Genomic DNA, 15,445 nt, shown 5'->3' with positions numbered 1-15,445 from the left:
TTGAACGATGCTGCTTGCGCGGTATTCCGATTAGTTGGCTATCGATTTCGTCACCCGACTTGAACGAGGTGTCCATTCGACACCTCACAATATTTGCGGACCGGCGGCAAATAGTCGACGGACCGCACAGGGTTTTTCAGTTCATCGGTCGCAACGTCGCGCTTGATCGCGCGGCGCGCGGGATCGGGCACGGGCACCGCAGCTATCAGTTTTTTCGTATAGTCGTGCTGGGGATTTTCGAACACCGCGGCGCGCGGGCCAATTTCAACGATTTCACCAAGGTACATGACGGCGACCCGGTGGCTAACGCGCTCGACCACGGCCATATCGTGGGAAATGAACAGGAATGCCAGATTGAAGCTCTGTTGCAGATCAAGCAGCAGATTGACCACCTGCGCCTTGATGGAAACGTCGAGTGCAGAGACGGACTCGTCGGCAACGATGACCTTTGGATCAAGAGCGAGCGCACGCGCGATGGCGATACGTTGACGTTGGCCACCGGAGAACTCATGCGGATAGCGTTTCATCATATCCGCGGTCAAACCGACACGTTCGAGCAGGTCGACGGTTTTGTCCTGCGCTTGTTTCTTGGTTCCAAGCCTGTGGGCAATGAAGGGTTCGGCGATCGTTGCGCCGACACTCATGCGTGGATTGAGGCTGGCGAAAGGGTCCTGGAAGATCATCTGGATGCTCTTGCGCATATTGCGCAGGCTCGCCTGGTCCAGAGTGAGTACATTGTAGCCGTCGAGGTAAACCTCGCCACTGTCGGGTTGCACCAGCCGGGTGATCGAGCGGCCGGTTGTGGATTTTCCGCAGCCGGACTCGCCGACGAGGGCGAGCGTTTCGCCCTGGAACAGATCGAAGGAGACGTTTTCCACTGCGTGGATGGCACCCGACTTGCGCCCGAACAGACCGGAGCGGATATCGAAGCGGGTCGTGAGGTTCTTGACTTCAAGGATGGGTGTCTTGCGCTTGTCGACTGTATCTGCGACTTCGGTCGGGACGGTGGAAACGCCTGTGGCAATATCGACGATCGGAAACCGCAGCGGCCAACGGCTGTCCTTCATCGAACCCAATCGCGGTACGGCGGAAAGCAGGGCGCGCGTATACGGGTGTTTGCCGCGATGGAAGATATCGTCGGTCGGGCCGCTCTCGACCGCCTCACCGCGATACATAACAATTGTGCGGTCGGAAATCTCCGCGACCACGCCCATATCATGGGTGATGAAGAGAACGGCCATACCTTCCTCTTCCTGCAAAACCTTGATCAGATCGAGAATCTGGCCCTGAATTGTTACATCCAGCGCCGTTGTAGGCTCATCGGCAATGAGAAGTTTTGGCCGGCTGGCGAGGGCCATGGCGATCATCACACGCTGGCGCATACCGCCGGAAAACTGGTGCGGATATTCGTCGAACCGTGATGAGGCGTTGGGGATGCGCACTTTTTCCAGGAGCCGTATCGTTTCGGCACGCGCGTCGGCCTGCGACAGATTGCTGTGGCAAGTCAAAGCTTCCGATATTTGCCGGCCGATCGTGAAAATCGGGTTGAGGCTGGTCATCGGTTCCTGAAAGATCATCGACGCGTCATTGCCGCGTACATCGCGCATCTGCCTGTCCGTAAGCGACAGAAGATCCTTGCCGTTCAGCATGATCTTGCCATTGATGCGGCTCGTACCCTTGGCGAGGAGCCGCATGATGGAGAGTGAGGTGACGCTCTTGCCCGAACCGGACTCGCCAACGATGGCAACAGTCTCGCCGGGCATGACGTCAAACGACACGTCGCGCACCACGTTTTTCCAATCACCATCAACGCTGAACGACGTGGACAGTCCTTCAACCGACAGGACAGGCTTGGGCCTGGCAGTGTTGGTAGTATTTTCCGGAACAGTGGCTGCTAGGGTGTTCGTCATCGTCGGCTACCGTCCTACTGCATAGGCTTGCATCAATCTGGGTGTAGCTGCAGCGCGTAATAAACCGTCTGCATCGCGCTTGGCGGCGGTCATACGCCCCACCGTCCAGGGATCGGCCACAGTGATTTCGTGACCCTTCCGGCGCAGTGCGTCGAGTACCTCCGCTCCCACACCGGCCTCAACGGTGATGTTGCCCGGCTGACTGGTGCGGGGATAGAAGCTGCTGGGAAAATGTGTCGTATGGAACAGCGGCTGGTCGATCGCCGCCTGAAGATTCATTCCGTGGTGGACGTGGCGCAGGAAAAACGGAAGCTGCCATTGATCCTGCTGGTCGCCGCCGGGCGTGCCAAATGCCATGGCTGGTCGGCCCTCAAAGAGCGCAATCGTCGGGGTGAGGGTGGTGCGCGGTCGCTTGCCCGGAGTAAGCGACGTCGGCAGACCCTCGCTCAGCCAAAACATCTGGGCGCGGGAGTTCAGGCAGAAGCCGAGGCCGGGAATGGTGGGCGACGATTGCAACCAGCCGCCGGACGGCGTGACGGACACCATGTTCCCCTCGCGGTCGATGACATCGATATGGACCGTATCGCCGCGCTTTTCCGATAGATGCGCCATCGTCGGCTCGTAGACGGGACCTTTCGTCGAACTCATGCCAGCCAGCATGGCTATCGTCAGATCATATTGCGGTTCGAAGCCCGCGATTGTGCCAGGCCGAAGCTCCATTGAAGTCTCAGCGGATATCAGCTTTCGACGCTCATCGTTGTAAGTGTCGGACAGGAGATGCTGCATCGGAACATCACAGAATGCCGGGTCGCCGTAGTAGACTTCCCGGTCGGCATATCCGAGCTTCATGGCTTCTATCACCGTATGGATGAAGTCGGCGCCGTTCGGATCCATGGACGCGAGATCGAAATCCTTCAGAAGGGCGAGCGATTGCAGGAGTACCGGCCCCTGGCCCCAGAGGCCTGTCTTGGCGATGGTCCAGCCGTGATAGTCGTAAGTTTGGGGTATTTCGACGCTCGCCTTCCACTTCGCCATGTCATCGGCCGTGAGCACGGCCTTGTGCCGATTGCCGCTTGCATCCATGACCTCGGCGTTTTTCAGGTAATCGGCGATCTTTTCGGCAACGAAACCGCGATAGAAGGCATTGCGCGCCGCGTCGATCTGGTCTTCGCGATTTTTCCTGGTTTCGGCTTCGGCAATGATGCGCTTCCAGGTTTCGGCAAGGACCGGATTCCTGAAATTGGAATAAGGCTCGGGTGCACTGCCGCCAGGCAACCAGGTTTCAAAGGATGTCGGCCACTCCTTGCGAAAGAACCGGCTCAATCCATCGATGGTGGCCGCCACACGCGGAAGAACGGGGTGACCGCTTGCAGCATAATAGATAGCCGGCTCAAGAACATCGCGAACGGAAAGCGTGCCATAGTCGCGAAGCATGAGCATCCAGCCGTCGAATGATCCGGGAATAACAGTGGCCAACAATCCATCACCGGGGATGAGGTCAAGTCCTTCACCCTTGTAGTGGCCGATCGTAGCACCCGCGGGGGCCGGTCCCTGCGCGCAAAGGACCTCGACCTTGTCCTTTCTCTTCGAATAGATGATGGCCGGCATGTCGCCACCGGGACCATTCAAATGTGGTTCGACGATCTGGAGCGTGAAACCTGTTGCAACGGCAGCATCGAATGCGTTGCCGCCCTTTTCCAGGATACTCATCCCGACGGCGGAAGCGATCCAGTGCGTTGAGGTGACGACGCCGAATGTCCCCAGGATTTCGGGCCGAGTCGTAAATGCAGTCATAGAAGTTTCCTTTTTGAATATTCATGCTTCGCGCGGATCGAGGGCGTCGCGCAAACCGTCACCAAGAAGATTGAAGCCGATAACGACCAGGAAGATTGCAGCACCTGGCCACATTGCCATCCATGGGGCTTGCGACAGGAAGTTTTTTGCCACGTTGAGCATCGAGCCCCAGCTCGGAGCAGGGGGCTGCTGCCCCAGGCCCAGAAACGACAGGCTGGCTTCGGCGATGATTGCGGTCGCGATTGTCAGACTTGCCTGAACCAGAAGCGGCGAGAAGACATTCGGCAGGATGTAACGTGTAATGATCTGGTAGTGACTAAGACCGATGGACCGGGCGCCCTCCACATAATCTTCTGTCTTCACGCTGAGGACCTGACCGCGGGTCAAACGCACGAAAAGCGGCATCGCCGACAGACCGATTGCAATCATCGCATTGAACAGGCTTGGCCCGAGAAAGGCAGCGAGCGCGATCGCCATAATGAGAAATGGCATAGCGAGGAAGGCCTCGGTGACGCGGGAAATGATCATATCGACCCACCCACCGAAATAGCCGGATATCAGGCCGAGAGGAACGCCAATGGCCACTGCGATGCCGACCGAGAAGACGCCCGCCATCAGCGATGCCCGGGCACCCCAGATCATGCGGGAGAGAATGTCGCGGCCGATGTCATCCGTCCCCAGCCAATGTGCCGCCGATGGCGCCTTGCGGATTGCCGACCAGCTTGTGGCCATGGGATCGGCGATAGGCAGCAGCGGCGCAATGACGGCAAGAGTCACGAAAAAAATAATGATGACCAGCCCCACGACGGCGCTTTTGTTGGCCTTGAGCTTTCTCCAGGCACGGTTGCCGGAACGCACGTTCTGGGGGGCTATCTGCAGGGTTTGTTGCAGCATCGTCATAGCGCCGCCCTCATTCTGGGATTGAGCAGGACGTAGAGCACATCAGCGACGAGATTCATCAGGATGAAGCCGATCGCCGTACACAGAACAACGCCCTGGACCACCGCATAATCGCGGTTGAAAACAGCATCGACGATGAGCTTGCCAAAGCCGGGAATGGTGAAAATTTGCTCCGTAAGGACCGCGCCTGCAAGCAGCTCTCCGAAGAGAAGGGCGGTGAGCGTGACGATCGGCAGAAGCGCATTGCGAAAACTATGCTGCAGGATGACCGCCTTTTCCGAAACGCCTTTGGCTCTCGCCGTTCGAATGTAGTCGGAACGTAATACGCTGAGCATGGATGACCGCGTATGCCGCATCAGGGTTGCCGCAAGCGCCAACCCTAGAACGAAGGCCGGCATGATCATTGTTTGCAGGGACCGTACCGGATTGTCGAAAAACGGCTCATAACCCGAGGCGGGAAGCCAGCCCAGTTTGACGGAGACAAGAAGGATGAGCATGATCCCCATCCAGAAATTCGGCACCGATAGACCTGATAGCGCAACGATATTGGCGATGTAGTCGATCCATGTGTTCTTCTTGACGGCCGCCAGGATGCCGATAGGAACGCCGATGGCGAGCGCGAATATCATTGCCATGATCGCAAGCTGGATCGTGACCGGAAGCTTTTCCGCAATCAATGAAAGCACCGGCTGGTTGGTCCGCAGGGAAATGCCGAAATCACCCTGGACCACTGCGCCAACCCAATAGAAATACTGATAGACCACGGGATCGTTCAGACGATACTTGTCACGCAGGAATTCGATCACCTGCGGGTCCCGCTCCTCACCCGCCATCGCCAGGATTGGATCGCCTGGCAGAAGCTTTTGCAGGGAGAACGCAAAGATCGATATGATGATCAAAGTCGGTATGGCGAGCAACAGCCGCTTTCCGATGTAAGTGTACATGGCCTGCAATCCTGACGTGTTGATCGGCATTCAAGCGAGGCTGCAAGAGACACTGCAGCCTCGCGGTACCGATTTGACTAGCCGCTCTTCTTCACGCCCTGCAGACGGATCATTCCGTCCGGATAGGGCACAAAGCCTGTTACGCCCTTCTTGAACGCCCAGATGTAGGACTGATGGCCGAGATAGATGACCGGCATATCGTCGTTCAGGATCTTGGCAGCGGCGTCGTACTTTTGCTTGCGCACCGCATTGTCAGTCGATTTGCGGGCATCGTTGAGAAGAGTGTCTACTTCCGGATTGCAATATTTCACATCGTTGATGCCGCCCTTGCAGGTGACGAACTGATGCAGGTTGCCGTCCGGATCGACACGGCCGGACCAGTCGGAACGGCTGAGCTGGTAGTTGCCTGCGGTCTGCTCCGACAATAGCGTTGCGAATTCCGTTGCCTTCAGCGTGACATTGAAACCGGCTTCCGCGACCATCGACTGGATAATCTGCATCATCTGCATTGCAACCGGGTTGTTCGGTACCTGAAGTTCGATGTCGAGTTTCTCGTGCCCGGCTTCCTTCATCAAGGCCTTGGCCTTTTCGACATCGCGAGCCGGCACAGGTATATCCTTGTCGAACCAGGGACTGTTCGGAGCATAGGGCTGGTTACCGGCGACAGACGTCCCTTCATAGACGACCTGGTTGACGGCCTCACGGTCGATGGCGAGCGAAAATGCTTGCCGCAGCCTCTTGTCCTTGCCGAAGGGATTATCGGCACGCGGACCATTGGCAATATTGGCGTAAAGAGCCATGTAGCCGATGTTGATCGTATCGGCATAATTCAGGCTGGAATCGCTCTTGACCGCATCCAGATCACTCGCGGCCAGCCGTTCCAGCATGTCCAGATCACCCGACTGGAGGTTGGCGAGGCGAACAGTCGTATCGGGAATTGGCAGGAAGGTCACCTTGTCGATGAAGACGTTGGCGGCATTCCAGTATTGCGGGAACTTCTCAAGGACGATGCGGTCCTGCTGGACGCGTTCGACAAACTTGAACGGCCCGGAACATATCGGCTTGTTGCCGAAATTCGCACCCATTTCCGCGGCGGCTTTTGGCGAAACCATCATGCCGGCGCGATCGGAAAGCTGGGCGAGAAGCGTCACGTCCGGACTGTTCAGCGTGAACCTGACCTGATAATCACCGATCGCCTCGACGGTCTTGACGGAGGTGAGTTCGCTCTTGCGGCGGGATTCCGGCAGTGTTTTCGAGCGTTCGATATTGGCAACGACAGCTGCCGCGTTGAACGGTGTGCCGTCGTGGAACGTCACGCCCTGGCGGAGGTTCATGACAAGTTCCGTACCGTCTTCCGACCATTTCCAGTCAGTCGCAAGCTGCGGCACGATGTCGAGCTTCTGGTTGACATCGACGAGCTTGTCGCACAGCGCCGTGTATACGATGCGACCAACGAAGGTTCGTGACTGAGCCGGGTCAAGGACATCAGCATCATCCTGGAGACCGATTTTCAACTCGGTAGCAAAGGCTGGACACGCCAAAATCGCTCCCACCACAAGCGTCGCAATAAATCTTGCCGTTTTCATACGTTAAACTCCTCATTGTGAGCGGTTGCATGCGCTCGTTTGTTCCACATTAAATGCCGATTGTTTTCTCGGTCTTTTGCTGACGGCGCCTTTAAAGCGCGTTCCTATGATGCGTCGCTCAGAACACCCTTTCCCGCGGTGTCCATTGACGTCTGGCGGATCAACCGTTCTTGCAGCATCAGAAGATGCTGACGCATGGCTTCGCCCGCTTTTGCTGGATCATGTGCAGCGATTGCATCGATGAGTGTTGCGTGTTGAGCGTGAGAGACCGACAGGGTGTCGTTGGCGCTGCGCGCTTTTTCGCGAATAAGTCGCCAGGCCTCGTCCTGGCGAACTCTGTTGATCACATCGAAGATCGTCAGAAAAAACTGGTTACCGGCACTCTGGGCGATTTGCCGATGCAGGGCGCCGTCCCACAGCTCACGCGAATCGGAGTCGTCGCTTTCGCGTATCTTCAGCGCGAGTTCCCGCATGCGGGTTATCTCATCCTTCTTGGCACGCATTGCTGCAAGTTGTGCCAGCTGCGGCTCTATCCTGAGGCGGACCTCCATGATCTCCATGAAATTCGTACCAGCAACGATCGTTTCGACGTGATCGGCCCAGTCATCCTGCTGGCGGCCGGCATAGGTGCCTGAGCCTTGGCGACGCCAGATCTGACCCTCGGCTGCCAATACTTCCAGCGCACGCCGTATAGAACGGCGGCTCACTCTGAACATGAGCGCCAGCGCCCGTTCGGTGGGTAATTTTCCATCACTATCGAGTTGATCAGACGCCAAGAGACCGCGCAGGCGCTCGAGCGCATAGTTTGAATTTTCCTGGGACTGATTAGTTGCCATGCGGGTAATGGTTCGAACCAATTGTGATATTGGTTCAGTCGAAGTCATTTTTAGAACTTCGTCAAGGTGTTTTTTGAGCATATTCGATTTTGCCCAATTTCTGTGCAGTCGAGCATTCCGGCGACCGTCCCTTGTGCTGGCGCCGGTCCAGGCAGAAGCCCGAGTGGGCCACGCACTGGCCAGAATGGACGCGCTAGCGGTATTGGTAACGACCATGCTGCTTCGGGGGGCGAGGAAGTTACGGTGGGGCTACGATTGCCGCTACCAAGGGAGGTTACAACAGCGGTGGTTACCCGATGCAGACCGTACGAGCGGAATGGGCGCAAAGGGAATTAGATCTGCACCGGTTCTGCTCGATCGGTGTGGCAACCGTTTAGATGTCGATACCGTGTCGACATCGTCGTACTTTGTCGATTTTGACGGCGATGGCCATCTGCACCGCACGTCCGGCTGTCAAGGTGGACTTGTTGCGCTCGTCCGCGACAGAGTAAAGGCTCGCGATCCTCTTCGCCAACCCATCGAAATCAAACGCCCATTCTGGCGAATGTCCGATGGATCATAAAATCTCGAAAGTGCAGCGGTTCGATATGGGAGGGACTATACCAGATAGAGTCCGCTTTTAGCGCAAAGGCGGACATCAATGAATGACTGCAATTGGCCGACCTCAGCGTGGTCGTCGGCAATGTCTGCTTTCAGGCGGTGGCAACACTGACCTCACGACCGAAATAGGGCGCAAAGCAGCCATCGCATCGACGCGACGCTTAAATTCCGGAACCGTCGAGGTGCTTGGTGTCGTCGCCTTCCCAAGGTGGCGGCATGGAAGTACGATCCAGATTGGCTGAGGGCATCGGCATCCAGCATTTTAATTCCGGCTCGGCATATTCGACGATGCGGCCGGGTGACGAATCAGAGGCGCGCCAACCTTCGGCACCGAACTGGTCGCCATTAGACCAATAAGCAAGATCAACTTCTGCCGGCCCCTGTTCGGATGAGCGGATCGTTACAAGGATTCGACTGCCGTCTTTTGGCGCGCGCGCCATTTGGCGCCAGCGGTTTGGGTCGTCCATCGTTTTCCTCTTGCATCACTATGGCTTGCAAGTGTCGCCTCACCATTGAAAGGCGTCAACTCAAACTTTTTCACAGCCATCCTGCGAATTCGCCACATATTGCAGCTTCACATCTATGCAACTTTGCCGCTTGGCGGTCTACTCGCTTGTAGACAATTACGTCGGACGTATGGGGGTGGGGTTCACAGCGCTGCGCAAGTAGCTCACTCGGATCTTTAACGTACAGCTAAGTTGAACATGCGACAGTTTGTACAAAGATGCGAGATACCATGCGAATTGCGCCAAACTTGTGCGCTCCACCGCTCGATTCAGCGCAGTCATTGAAATAACTATTTTAATCCAACACTTTGATCTGGTTTGTAGACATTTACGCAACAATCGAAATGTCCGAAATTTGCTTATTATCGGCATTTCAAACGAACGTTTATCAATACGGGCCCGGTCTGTATACAGTTGGGAAACCTAAGCGGTCCGGGAACTGGCTCGCGGAAAAAGTCTTGGGGACACTATCGTACGATCAGTACTGGGGGAAGTGAGCACGCATGGCTTTTTCCTCCTGCCCAATTCGAATGAAAAGCGGGATCAGATAGAGCGGCAGGCCTACAACGAGCGTCCAAAACGCATGCAGCGTGAGCGCAAATCCGATGAGCTCCGGAATGATGTTCAGGTAATAATTCGGATGCCTGACAAGACGAAACAGCCAGGACGTAACCAGTATGTGGTTTCGAGCGATGATGAGTTTGACTGTCCACTGTGGACCAAGGCTTACAATCACCACTATCAGGAATATTGCACCAGCAAGATAGATGACCAGCCCGAGCAAAGTGACGGCGTCTATGGTGTGGTCAGAGACCGCGTATTCGGTGATCGCACACAGATAAAATGCAACATGCGCGACAGCCAGAATGTTTGAGTTGGTCTTGCCAATTTCCGTGCCGCCGCCAGCTTTCAGTTTCCGCTCATTGCTGATTGAAATGAGCAGCGTCGCCACCCGAAATATAACAGCAAGAGTGATAAACAGAATAAGCATCGCAGCCCCTTGCGCGTTCAAAGCCGGTTCGTTCTGATCGTCGAATCATCGCATCTGATCAGCCGGTCTATAAGCGACATCAGGTCTTTCTCCAAGGGTGTGATAATCGATTGGCAAGACGGTTGTCGCGATATAGGGTGCGGCCTGAATAAGCATTTGTTCAGCTGCGGTCGGTGCGACCGCGTCAGGTTCAACGATCTGGTCTGCGATATTCGTCATTGATTGATCGAGCCTAGCGCGCAATTGCGCGCTGTGCGTCGATGAGTGCAGCATGGCAAAGGTGTGTGTCACCAGCCTCGTCTGCTGAGCGCGCGCGGGCGAGTGCCCCCACGGCTTGTTCGCCCTGCGCACCTTCACCGGCTTCCGCCTCCGCACGTGCGATCGACTGGGGCGTAGGTTCATGATGGAGCCCCGCAGATTGACTCTCGGGAAGTGTAGGGCCAGCGCCTGCCGTCGCTTCCAGTACGGTATCGACCTGGATCTGGACGGCCTCGATCTCCTTGGTGCAGGGACCTGCGCGTGCGGTCGTAACAAGCCCCAATGGGAACATCGCCTGGACACCGAAAACGATTGCGAAAACGCAAGCCCGGCATCGTAGTGTGCATTTCGCTTCGGATGCGGGACGTTGTGCTTCATAGGCACACGCCGCAACAGCAATTCGCGTTTGTGTGAGACCGCCCAAAACTTTGATCCTCCTGCAGAGGTCCCTGAAGCGCAACGCTCGCAGAGAACTGTCGTGTGTAAGAAATGTAGGAGCGGTAGCGGCTATGAGGATGATGTTGCTCGAACGGCTCTTGCCCATCCCGTCAGCGGATACCGAAGACATTGCGTGCTGAGTAGGGTGGTCGAGTAAGGGACTGATGCGCATGGCCACCATTCATGCGCGATTCCGTTTTATCTGACAGTAGCCAGACGGCGATGGATGCTCCATCATACACACGCGTGGGTGAATAATGCGCTGGTTTGACTAAGTCATACTTTGGTTTGACATTGATGGTGAACCAAGACCGAAGGGTGACGTCAGAGCGGACATAAGACCAAACTTCTCCATCAATACCTTCGACCAGCTTTTTCGCGACCTCAACGACTCGGCCGAACGTCGCGACGGGATTTCCCTTATCCGTCGGCTAAATGCTCATTCCGGCTGGGACGACACGCCTTACACGATGAAGTCGAAGCGACCGAATTTTTCCGTCAACCGTGTCGCGGATTTGGAGCGAAAACCGCTCATCAAAGATTCGATCGCGTTCGTTGAAGGGCTCGCCCGGAAAATGCAGATGGGTCGTCAAGACGCTCCCGCCTGGCTTTTGGACTTTCACCTGATAATGGAACGATGGTCGAAAACCGCCAGCTGCCACTCTCATCGGTGAACCGATGACCACGCAACCTATTCGCAAGGCTTTGGCGCTTCATGGACGACCGGATTATATCACGATTGATGACAGTCGGACCAATCGGATGGCGATGTCTGCCTGAAGAGTGAAGACGGCGCTGCCGGATTGTTTTTCTTCGCATGCGTCGCGATCTGATCTAATACTCAGGATTTGGAAGGCAGCTGTCCAGCTTCGCTGCAACCGGATCATTGGTGGACCATTCCGCGCGAATTGCTACAACGCCAGTTCGCTCCTATCTGGAATCGAGCTGGCATTCATCATGTACAAAAGGGATTGCCATTATTGCTTCGCATCGAGCCCTGGCGCTTGGGCCAAGGAAAGGCTGGCGCAGGCGAGAATGAATTCAACTGGGCAAGGCTCTGTATATCCAGTCGAAGCCAACTGCGAGAGCGATCGAACCAATAACGGCCGCAGCAAGAATGATCTCGGCCAAATCGATGTGTGGCATATGGTCGTGAAGAGGGCGATTGATGAATTTAGGCATTTGAGCCTCCATTGAAAGTGCATTTAGGCATATCGGCCTGAACAAAAAAGCTCATACAGAGTCGCCAGCAGAAAGGATGGTGGCCGTGTCATCCGGACCTATCCACTCTTGGCGTTCGGCTCCGTGATCCCAGTCGCTCCGGGCGCACGGAACCGAAGAGCCTGCAATGGTTTACTGGCAATATTCGTAATAGAATGGGGCGTTCCAGCGGAACGGATACTCGCAGGAATAGTATGGACCCCAGTAATAGTCGTCATGACGAAAGCGCCTGAAGTGATCCCTGCGGTCGGCAAAACGGCTGTGGTCCATGGCCAGCCCATGAGCGCTGTTGACAATGCCACCACGACCAAAAACGCCACCACCGCGGACACCGCCGATGTCGCCGCGATCACCGGCAAAGCCATGACCACCGGCAAAGCCATGACCACCGCCGCCATGAGCCATCGATTCAGTTGCTGAGCCGACCGCTACCATTGCACCAAGAGCGGTTATTATTAGAATTGTTGCTGATCTTCTCATAATTCACTCCTTGAAAGCTTCCAGGTTGAAGCTAACCTAATATAGATGCAGCAAGTCGTTCGGAGTATTATACCTTGGTTTATTCGTTTATGACCTGTGGTTGCGAGTCCTTGAGGGCCGGGTTTTTCTGATCATACGGCAGTATATTATGTCACGGTACTTTCACATAAACGTTATCGATTTGCGTTCCCCGAGGAAAGCATTACACCACTTTACTGCCGGTCCTCGAACGTAGCTTTATTCTTCTCGCGTCGGTCTTTCGAATCTTTCATTTCTGATGCGGTGCGATCTCGCCGTACCAGGAATTGAAGGCTTCTCGACTGTCAGCGGCTCCGGTCAGTTTTGAGCTTCATAAACCTAAGTATGAATCGGCCAAACCAACGCGTTAGTCGCCTGCACCTTAATATCATGGAGTATTCAAGAGCGCTCTGTAATACTGCAGGCAGAATAGAAGCTGCACGGGAATGATGTCCTGACTACTCGACCATCCGATTCCCCGGGACAAGGATTTGATGCTATGGAGAAGCTGGATGCAATTTGGCTCATGCTGTTCCTAGTCGGTTCGGCCGCCATCGTGACGCTGACATTTGCGACCGGTGATATATTCGCCCTGTACTAAGCTGATCGTAGATTGCTCTCTGATATAGACGCGGGAACCGCGGGCGATGGAGTGCCTGCGTCTAGCTGAAATTCCGGAGAATTGAGAACGCATATCGTGTCAAAGAGACGGGTAACCACTCCGACTTGAGAACGGCCGCCTCCTCTTTAAGGAACCTATGACGGACGAAGGCCAAATCAGGGCGGATTTATCCCCGTGTCTCAGCCGTCTTTGCGGTACCGGTGAGCACCGTAACCAGTCGCCTTACGTGCGCCCGGATCATGCTGGCCGAGAAGACATTCGGGATAGGAGAGAGGCAGGTTGATAAGAAAGGGGCAGCAGGCCGGTTTCAGCACTGCTGCCCAAGAAGGCGACCGCGAGGGAGGGCAACGATCGCCGGGGGAATTGTCGGCAAGCTCATTCAGACATGAGGCGTGGCAGCGAAATTCCGGCGCTGAGGGCTAGTTCGTTTTGCCCGCACCCGATTGAACCGTCAGCCAATGCGCAGATAGTTCGCCGGCCATTATATCAGGCCGCTGGCCCTGCAGCGTCGCCAGAGCGCTACGCAACAGTTGAACACCTAATTGCACCTGTCCTTCTGCAAAGATCAGCGCATCCGCTGGCTGCGCATCGGATAGGCGCGGCAGGCGTAAATCTGGCCAGTCGACGGAGCCAAGTGAATTCATCAGGCTAACCTTCGCAACAAAACAATACCCCCGTCCAGGAACACTCATTATGTAACGGGGTCCTGTCTTCGAGTCCCCCAACGCTTTTCTCAGACTTGCGATGTGCACGCGCAAATTCGTGTCCTCCACCACAACGTTGGGCCATGCGCGATTGATTAATTGTTTGTGGGAAACGACTTCGCCCGGTCGCTCGAGGAGGGCCATCAATATTTCGAGCGCGCGGCTACTGATGGAAATCGGCGTCCCGTTTTGCTGAAGAAGCCTCTGGTGCGCGGAAAGTTGGAATGGACCAAAAACGAAAACGTTATCTGCCGAACCGCTTTTAGACGAATTGATGGCAGAATTGTGCGTCATTGCTCCGGTCTCCTTTTTCTTCGCAAAAGCGGTTCGCATTCACGGCAGGGCATCAACAGGTCGCCTTTGGGCGAGCTGCCAGGATTGCAGTCGAGACTGTCCCGCAGGGATTTTGCTTCGAGGTGCTACCTTTTCTGTCGCGTCTCTTGCAACAGAGTGCGACGTCTCAGGTGGCGCTAATAGATTGCTCAATCTGCATAATGATACGAACGACTTCGAACTTGCAGAAACAACCCTAACATAACAAAACAGGTTGCGCAATCTATTGCGCTAAATACGCAAGTTTGATAGGTAGATTCCAGCAATGTTGCTAGGCAGGCGCAAGGTAAATGGCGAGAAAACGCGTTACGTTACAGGACCTTGCCGACGCACTCGGCATTTCGAAATTTTCGGTTTCGAGAGCCCTGTCCGGCAAACCAGGCGTCGGGGAAGGCACACGGCGAAGAGTGGAAGACGCCGCCAGGGAGATGGGTTATCCCCTTGTGACCGAGCAGGCGCAAAACCGAGGACAGATTTGGTTTCTGCGCCAGGAGATTGATCGTGTGAGCACGGAGCTGTGGTCAAACATCCTCCTTGGGGCGGAACAGGAAGCCGAGGCTTATGGCTTTACCGTCATTCCAAAGCAGGCCCATAGCCTCTTCGACGGGCCGATAGATGAGGCCGTAGTAGGGCTCATCCTTGCCGTACCCTACCCCGACGAGCTCTCCGGAATCGCGAGTCAATCCAACCTTCCGGTGGTTTGCTCAGGATACGCCGCTCCGCTGGAGCATATAGATCAAGTCTCGGGTACAGACTGGGAAGCTGGTATTACGATAGCGCGCTACCTGGCGACGCTAGGGCATCGCAAGTTCGCATTCGTCCATGGAGACGCAAGGTTGTTAGGACGGGCCGAAAGATTTCGGGGATTGTGCGACGGAGCAAAGGAATTTGACGGAACTGTAGATGATCTTGTCTTTGATGAACAAGCGGGGCTGCGCAAGCCGCTACTTGACTATATGGATGCGGGTGGCAAACCGTCCGCACTATTTTGTGCTCATGACGGCATAGCCGTGAGTGTCATATCGGAACTGGCCCTGCTTGGAATTCGTGTACCTGAAGATGTTTCGGTGGTTGGCTTCAACGATTTCATATCGGCCTCGCAAGTTGCGCCCCGCTTGACGACAATACGAACACCTCATGTCGAATGGGGAGCAGCAATGACCCGTTGCATTGTTGACAGGGTATCGAATCCCCGCTTTCGAGCCGTCCCTCCTTTACGCATAAATCTTGTGCCGGAACTGATCATACGTGAGTCGACAGGTCCGGCTTCGCTGCTGCCGTGGCAGCGAAAATAAAAGGTGGCT

Annotated in this window: 13 protein-coding genes; 1 reads left to right on the top strand and 12 read right to left on the bottom strand. The window is 55.5% G+C overall.

All coding sequences use genetic code 11. The annotated features are described in order from the left end of the window. Positions 1–50: 50 nt before the first annotated feature. The 12 genes from N8E88_RS08120 to N8E88_RS08060 form a co-directional block, all read right to left on the bottom strand. Positions 51–1,910 carry an ABC transporter ATP-binding protein gene (locus tag N8E88_RS08120; RefSeq protein ID WP_262292070.1) on the bottom strand — a complete coding sequence of 620 codons (1,860 nt, stop codon included), beginning with the start codon at positions 1,908–1,910 and terminating at the stop codon, positions 51–53. A gap of 6 nt (positions 1,911–1,916) precedes the next feature. Beyond that, positions 1,917–3,704, bottom strand: coding sequence for a gamma-glutamyltransferase family protein (locus N8E88_RS08115; protein ID WP_262292069.1), 1,788 nt, complete (start codon positions 3,702–3,704; stop codon positions 1,917–1,919). 21 nt (positions 3,705–3,725) lie between these two features. Next, positions 3,726–4,604: an ABC transporter permease gene (locus N8E88_RS08110; RefSeq protein WP_262292068.1), complete on the bottom strand. Its 879-nt coding sequence runs from the start codon at positions 4,602–4,604 to the stop codon at positions 3,726–3,728. Further along, complete coding sequence (locus N8E88_RS08105; RefSeq protein ID WP_262292067.1) at positions 4,601–5,548, bottom strand: ABC transporter permease; 948 nt, start codon at positions 5,546–5,548, stop codon at positions 4,601–4,603. Before N8E88_RS08105 ends, N8E88_RS08110 begins: the two co-directional genes overlap by 4 nt. A 77-nt stretch (positions 5,549–5,625) precedes the next feature. Continuing rightward, a complete protein-coding gene (locus N8E88_RS08100; protein ID WP_262292066.1) occupies positions 5,626–7,134 on the bottom strand; it encodes an ABC transporter substrate-binding protein in 1,509 nt (502 codons plus the stop codon). A gap of 104 nt (positions 7,135–7,238) precedes the next feature. After that, the gene (locus N8E88_RS08095; RefSeq protein ID WP_262292065.1) at positions 7,239–7,970 is read right to left on the bottom strand and encodes a FadR/GntR family transcriptional regulator; all 732 of its coding nucleotides are present in this window, start codon (positions 7,968–7,970) and stop codon (positions 7,239–7,241) included. A gap of 761 nt (positions 7,971–8,731) precedes the next feature. Then, a complete protein-coding gene (locus N8E88_RS08090) occupies positions 8,732–9,037 on the bottom strand; it encodes a hypothetical protein (RefSeq protein ID WP_262292064.1) in 306 nt (101 codons plus the stop codon). A gap of 517 nt (positions 9,038–9,554) precedes the next feature. After that, on the bottom strand, positions 9,555–10,067 hold the full coding sequence (locus tag N8E88_RS08085) for an isoprenylcysteine carboxyl methyltransferase family protein (protein ID WP_262292063.1): 513 nt from the start codon (positions 10,065–10,067) through the stop codon (positions 9,555–9,557). Positions 10,068–10,299: 232 nt separating this feature from the next. Further along, on the bottom strand, positions 10,300–10,617 hold the full coding sequence (locus N8E88_RS08080) for a hypothetical protein (RefSeq protein WP_262292062.1): 318 nt from the start codon (positions 10,615–10,617) through the stop codon (positions 10,300–10,302). 1,187 nt (positions 10,618–11,804) lie between these two features. Beyond that, entirely contained in the window at positions 11,805–11,945 is a 141-nt protein-coding gene (locus tag N8E88_RS08070) for a hypothetical protein (RefSeq protein ID WP_181872633.1), read from the bottom strand. Positions 11,946–12,116: 171 nt separating this feature from the next. After that, positions 12,117–12,464, bottom strand: coding sequence for a hypothetical protein (locus N8E88_RS08065; RefSeq protein ID WP_262292061.1), 348 nt, complete (start codon positions 12,462–12,464; stop codon positions 12,117–12,119). A gap of 1,059 nt (positions 12,465–13,523) precedes the next feature. Next, a complete protein-coding gene (locus tag N8E88_RS08060) occupies positions 13,524–14,102 on the bottom strand; it encodes a winged helix-turn-helix domain-containing protein (protein WP_262292060.1) in 579 nt (192 codons plus the stop codon). Positions 14,103–14,431: 329 nt separating this feature from the next. On the opposite strand from N8E88_RS08060, the gene N8E88_RS08055 reads away from it, so the two are divergent. Further along, complete coding sequence (locus N8E88_RS08055) at positions 14,432–15,436, top strand: LacI family DNA-binding transcriptional regulator (protein WP_410010573.1); 1,005 nt, start codon at positions 14,432–14,434, stop codon at positions 15,434–15,436. Positions 15,437–15,445: the final 9 nt, after the last annotated feature.

Origin of the sequence: Phyllobacterium zundukense, assembly GCF_025452195.1 — a bacterium.
Taxonomy (GTDB): Bacteria; Pseudomonadota; Alphaproteobacteria; order Rhizobiales; family Rhizobiaceae; genus Phyllobacterium; species Phyllobacterium zundukense_A.
Note: the sequence above shows the minus strand (reverse complement) of the source record. Positions and strands in the feature narration are given on the sequence as shown.

Coding starts and splice junctions, on each gene's coding strand:
- N8E88_RS08120 (WP_262292070.1), bottom strand. CDS start 1,910: ATGACGAACACCCTAGCAGCCACTGTTCCGGAAAATACTACCAACACT.
- N8E88_RS08115 (WP_262292069.1), bottom strand. CDS start 3,704: ATGACTGCATTTACGACTCGGCCCGAAATCCTGGGGACATTCGGCGTC.
- N8E88_RS08110 (WP_262292068.1), bottom strand. CDS start 4,604: ATGACGATGCTGCAACAAACCCTGCAGATAGCCCCCCAGAACGTGCGT.
- N8E88_RS08105 (WP_262292067.1), bottom strand. CDS start 5,548: ATGTACACTTACATCGGAAAGCGGCTGTTGCTCGCCATACCGACTTTG.
- N8E88_RS08100 (WP_262292066.1), bottom strand. CDS start 7,134: ATGAAAACGGCAAGATTTATTGCGACGCTTGTGGTGGGAGCGATTTTG.
- N8E88_RS08095 (WP_262292065.1), bottom strand. CDS start 7,970: ATGGCAACTAATCAGTCCCAGGAAAATTCAAACTATGCGCTCGAGCGC.
- N8E88_RS08090 (WP_262292064.1), bottom strand. CDS start 9,037: ATGGACGACCCAAACCGCTGGCGCCAAATGGCGCGCGCGCCAAAAGAC.
- N8E88_RS08085 (WP_262292063.1), bottom strand. CDS start 10,067: ATGCTTATTCTGTTTATCACTCTTGCTGTTATATTTCGGGTGGCGACG.
- N8E88_RS08080 (WP_262292062.1), bottom strand. CDS start 10,617: ATGTTCCCATTGGGGCTTGTTACGACCGCACGCGCAGGTCCCTGCACC.
- N8E88_RS08070 (WP_181872633.1), bottom strand. CDS start 11,945: ATGCCTAAATTCATCAATCGCCCTCTTCACGACCATATGCCACACATC.
- N8E88_RS08065 (WP_262292061.1), bottom strand. CDS start 12,464: ATGAGAAGATCAGCAACAATTCTAATAATAACCGCTCTTGGTGCAATG.
- N8E88_RS08060 (WP_262292060.1), bottom strand. CDS start 14,102: ATGACGCACAATTCTGCCATCAATTCGTCTAAAAGCGGTTCGGCAGAT.
- N8E88_RS08055 (WP_410010573.1), top strand. CDS start 14,432: ATGGCGAGAAAACGCGTTACGTTACAGGACCTTGCCGACGCACTCGGC.